Raw genomic sequence first — 5,288 nt, forward strand, 5'->3', positions numbered from 1 at the left:
AGAACTACCTTGCCAACTCAGGCTACGCGTTCGACTAAACCTGAAATGCTCTAAGACATACGACAACGCCGCGCTCGGCCAGGATCAGCGCGATGGCGCGCAAGGTCAGGCTGAACAGGTAATAGAGCCGGATAGCATAGTGGATAACCTCGGTTGGGAGCGGTAGCCGGGGTAGGCGGTGGGCTCGACCGGCATCCGCCCAACTTGGCCCAACCACGTCATTTCTCCCGGTGCTTGACAACCTGACAACGCCGGGACGAGCCATCCAGGGCCGATGGCGGACGAGTTACGGTGTCGCCCGGGCCCCGCCCGGACAAGGGGCCTCATCTGTGATAAGCGGACCGCCCTGGTGGCCGAGGCCGCATAGCACCCCGGTCATGGTGACATTGGAGCAACCGCAGCATGCTCAAGACATATCGTCAAATCATTGGACTTCTGACCCCGGCGGAACGCCGCCACTTCTATGCACTCGTCGGCCTGATTTTTGCGATGGGCATAGTCGATGTCTTCAGTGTCGCTTCTATATTGCCATTCTTAGCTGTGGTCGCTAATCCGGATGTGATCGTCCGAAACGGGACGCTGGCTAAAATTTACTCGGAGTTCGGTTTCACTGAGAGAAACGCCTTCCTGGCATTCCTTGGCGCGACCGTGTTCTGCTTCGTGGTGTTCGGGATCGCGTTCCGGGCAGCGACCTTCTATGCCCTAACGCGGTTTACGCGGCGGCAGGGCGTCAGTTTAGCGACCCGATTGCTGAACGGGTACCTGGCACAGCCTTATGGCTGGTACCTGACTCGTCACACGGCCCAGCTTGGCCGGAAGGTTCTCTCCGAGGTGATCGAGGTTGTGAATGGCCCGATCGCTGCCGCGATGCGCCTCATGGGCAATATCGTGGTCGCGGTGTTCCTGATTCTCCTGCTCGTCGCCGTGGAGCCATTGGCCGCGCTCGCCGCATCCATCCTGATTGGTGCGAGCTACGGCCTGATCTTCCTCTTCGTCCGAAGCCGCCTGAACAGCTTGGGAGAGGTCCGGATCGAGGCGAACCGGCAACGCTTCCAGATCATGCAGGAGGCTCTAGGCGGCATCAAGGAAGTCAAGCTTCTCAATCTCGAATGGGTTTTCCTGCGGCGCCTTCACGAACCCGCCGCCCGCCTGGCGCAGAGCCAGGCGGCGATGGCGACGATCAGCGAAATGCCGCGGCATGTCCTCGAGGCCGCTGCCTTCGGCGGTATGCTGCTCTTTGTGATTTGGCTGCTGATATCGGGCAGCGGCGACCTCGCCGCCGTGATCCCCGTCCTCGGCATCTATGCGCTTGCTGCTGTACGCCTGTTTCCCACTATTCAGCAGGTTTACGGCGGCTTCGCTGCGCTTCGCTTCGGCAGCCCCGCGCTGACCTCCCTCCAGGCGGAACTGGCCGAGCTTGGTTCCGCCCAGGCGCCCGATCACAGCCAGGCCCAGCCCATCTCGATCCGGCGGAGCCTGCGGCTGGACAACATCTCCCTGACCTATCCCGCTGCTGGGCGCCCCGCCCTTGATGGTTTGAGCCTCACCATCAGGGCGAACACGACCGTAGGCTTCGTAGGCTCCACAGGCGCCGGCAAGACCACGGCGGCGGATGTGATCCTCGGCCTTCTCCAGCCCGACCGCGGCACCTTACACGTCGACGGCGTCGCCATCGACAGCAGCAATCTCGGAGCCTGGCAGAAATCCGTCGGCTATGTGCCGCAGACGATCTTTCTTACGGACGATACGTTGGCCGCCAACATCGCCTTCGGCATCGAGTCGAAGGCGGTCGATCCTGCCGCGCTGGAGCGGGCCGTCCGGATCGCCCGGCTCGACGACTTGGTGCGCAGCCTGCCGAATGGCTACATGACGATGGTCGGCGAGCGTGGGACCCGGCTGTCGGGTGGCCAGCGTCAACGCATTGGGATCGCTCGCGCGCTGTACCGCGACCCCGACATCCTCGTCTTCGACGAGGCGACGAGCGCCCTCGATAACCTTACCGAACGGGCGGTCATGGATGCCGTCAAGGACTTAGGCCACCAGAAGACCATCATCCTGATCGCGCATCGGCTCAGCACGGTCCGCCACTGTGATGAAATCTTCCTGTTCGAGAATGGGCGGCTGGCGGCCTGCGGGACCTATGACGAGCTGGTGGAAACCAACAGCGAATTTCGCGCAATGCATGAGGCGACGCTGTGACGCGGTTATCCCGTAGCCTGGCGGACTTCGAGACCGGCGTAGCAGCCATGGCTTCAGCGGCCTGCCCAGACGCTTGCCCGCGGGCAAAGCCCGCAAAGCTCAGAGGCAGGATACCGGAGCGTGACTGTTGGGCGCCGGAACGGCTGGAAGCGTGGATCACGCGACCGCGCACCAGGCTGGACCGTGATCCGGTGATCGCGGATCATGGTCGAGGTCACGCGCCCGTTAATGGGAAGCGCCTGCTCGAGATTGGCTCCGGGACGCCAGCTGCATCACGCGTCGCTCCGACAACACGCCGTGGCGCCGCAGGAAGGCGCGGACCTTCGGATCGAGCAGGATCGGGCTGTGGGCCTGGATGAGGTTGGGGTTGGGGAGGCGGCTGTTGCCCTCGATCACTTGCGGGCCCTTCTCGGTGATGCAGATATCCCAACCTATGTGTTGCAAGCCAGGGAAGAGCGCGGCCAACCTCACGGCGAGCGTCTTGGCGTCCTCCCACATGGGCACCTGAACTCCGGCAATCGGCGCACCCGTCTCCGGGTGGCGAGTATGCACATGCTCCTTGTGCAGGCCAGGATTCGAGCGCCCGGCGGACAGGCGCCCGGTTTGCAGATCGACCTGCGCGGACAGGCCGCCGCGCTTGAAATTATCGACAGGCGCGCTGGCCTCTGAGCCGAAGCGATGCGCCGCGCCGGCGATGAAGGCTTCGCCCGGCTCGGCCATGGTGACGATGCGGATCGTGTTGAGGGAGCCAGGGAAGATTGCGGCGGCGTAGTCGTGCTGCTGCACGAATGCCTCGATCAGGTAGGAGCCCTTTTTCGGCACGGTGGCAGCGCTGCGGATCACGCTCACATCCCTGCCGCCGGCGCCGTCGATCGGCTTGCAGACAAGCCGCCCGAAGCGCTGCAAGGCGTCGTCGAGCGAGGGCGAATCGCCAAGTGGGTAGAACTCGCCCTTGATCAGGAAGCCTGTGAGGTCCGGTGTCGACCTGGCCAGAGCCCCACGGCCCAATATGAGGTGGAAAAGGAGCTTGTTCTCTAGCAACGCGATCGCCGATGGGTCATTCACGCGTTCCAGTCGGGTCTCGATCTCCCAGTCGCTGAGGAACCAGCGCCGCTCGAACCGGTCGAATGGATAGAGCACGCTCCGCTGCGAGAAGAAGCCGTTGGCCCAAAGGCCGGGAGCGAAGGACCGGTGGGCGAAGCCCCGTTCCATGTGGTACAGTCTGCGCAAAAGCCGCAGAAAATGCAGGGCGCTTCGGATCGACATCACGCTTCGCTCTTTCCTAGAGTGGTTTCCGTTCGCCTCGGCTCACGGAAGCCGCATTCGAATGCGCCAACCCATGACGGTGTTAGCTCACTTGTCATCCGGCACATTAAAATTGACCCTGCCGTTCCGCAACTTCACCGGATAAGCAGTCCTCACACGAAGCCGGTGGAGACTGTGTCGAAATGCATTGGCGAAAGTACGCGAGGCAAGCAAAGCGAAGCTTGCGCTTTGCACGGCAGCATGCCTTTCGCTTCCTGCTGGAGACGGCGCACGGGGCGCCCGACATGCCTATCGGCCAGCGCGTGCGGTACCTTCTCCAGGGATATCATCCGCTCGAAGCCTCCTGGTATTATCAGGCGCATGGGTCCACCGAAGGGTGCATCTCCAACTTCCACCGCGAGACTGGCCTCTTCGGACTGAATGCCGAGCATGCCTATGTGTTAGGCAACAAGCTGGTTTTCTCTTACCTCATGACGGCGGTCGGCGCGCCGCATCCACGGATTTTCGGCTACACTCACCACTCGCGATGGCATTGGCTGGCAGACGGCGAAGCCGCGCTCCAGGGTGCCCTGGCGGAAGGTGCGACGGTGGTCGTCAAACCCATCCGAGGCAAGAAGGGAGCGTCGATCGAGTTCATTCGGGCCGCGACCGAGCTTCACGCCCCTCGCGGCGACGATGTCCTCGTAAGCTCTTATGTGCGGCAGGCCGAGTACGCCGCGCGCATCTTCGCCGGCTCTCTCAACACGGTCCGCATCCTCACCGTCATCCCGAGCGATGGGGTGCCGCTCGTGGCCGCTGCGGTACACCGCTTCGGCACCTCGAACACCCGCGGCGTCGATAATTTCAGCGCCGGAGGGGTTGTTGCCCGCGTCGACTTGGTCAGCGGCCAACTCGACGCGCTAATGTCCATCGGCGCGGGCAACCAGCTTGTGCGAACCCAGGACCATCCGGATACGCATGCGCGTGTCGAAGGCGTTCAGGTTGCGCATTGGGAGGCGGCCAAGGCTCTCAGCCTCGCGCTGTGCCAGCATTTTCCCTTCCTGCGCTATGTCGGCTGGGACATCGCGATCACCGACGACGGCCCGGTCGTCATCGAAGGAAACGCTTTTCCCAGCCTTCGCCTCTTCCAGCTCTACCAGCCGCTGTTGAAAGATGATGGCTGCAGGGCGTTCTTCGAGGAGCTGCTTTAGTCGAAACGCCATCAGCCTGGGCAGCTCCGTGACAAACGGCAAACCCGGCCTGCGGCCTAAGCACGGCGAATGCGGGCGTAGTGCATCGGAAAGCGCTGCGGCATCCAGACAAGACAGAAGGGCACCGTCAACTTACTGACCCCAGAGGCGCGGCACTGACACGCTGAGAGCGGTGGTGCAGCAGAGTTCGGGTAGTGGCAGCCCCGCTGATGACCGCCCATACGTTGGACGCCCGAGCCCTGGTGCCGCGATGCTGGTCGGCGGTAACGTGGTCGCGGCGAAGGTGAAAGAGGTTGTTGATCTGGTCATGGGCAGAGAGGAAGCGCTGCACCTGCCGCGCCGACTTGAACCGCCTCATTTCCCGTTCTGAGCAGGTACAAGCCGCGGTATGACGAGACGGGGGCGGGTGACCTCGGTAAGACCGGGTCAGCCCTTCAAGGGTGACGGTTCACGGCGGAGGTGATCCTTTGGGCAGTCCGCTGATATTTTATATCCCCGGTAAGCTACCGCGATCTCGAACTCATGCTAGCCGGCCGCGGCATTGAGGTGACGCATACCACGGCGTTCCGTTGGGTGCAGACCTAGAGCACTTTGATGTTGCTTGGAATCGCGCGTTCTGATTCGACGCTGTTG

General features: G+C 62.7%; 3 protein-coding genes. 2 read left to right on the forward strand and 1 reads right to left on the reverse strand.

The window, feature by feature from the left end; all coding sequences use genetic code 11:
• Nucleotides 1–402: 402 nt before the first annotated feature.
• Nucleotides 403–2,199, forward strand: coding sequence for an ABC transporter ATP-binding protein (locus tag AC5JJ6_RS40205; RefSeq protein WP_496047424.1), 1,797 nt, complete (start codon nucleotides 403–405; stop codon nucleotides 2,197–2,199).
• A 225-nt stretch (nucleotides 2,200–2,424) separates the two neighbouring features.
• Here AC5JJ6_RS40205 and AC5JJ6_RS40210 read toward each other — a convergent pair whose 3' ends face one another.
• Entirely contained in the window at nucleotides 2,425–3,465 is a 1,041-nt protein-coding gene (locus AC5JJ6_RS40210) for a sugar-transfer associated ATP-grasp domain-containing protein (protein WP_496047426.1), read from the reverse strand.
• Between the two features lie 221 nt (nucleotides 3,466–3,686).
• Between AC5JJ6_RS40210 and AC5JJ6_RS40215 the strand changes: the two genes are divergently transcribed.
• Nucleotides 3,687–4,655, forward strand: a complete 969-nt coding sequence (locus tag AC5JJ6_RS40215; protein ID WP_496047425.1) for a sugar-transfer associated ATP-grasp domain-containing protein — start codon at nucleotides 3,687–3,689, stop codon at nucleotides 4,653–4,655.
• Nucleotides 4,656–5,288: the final 633 nt, after the last annotated feature.

This window comes from Skermanella sp. (assembly GCF_059503625.1).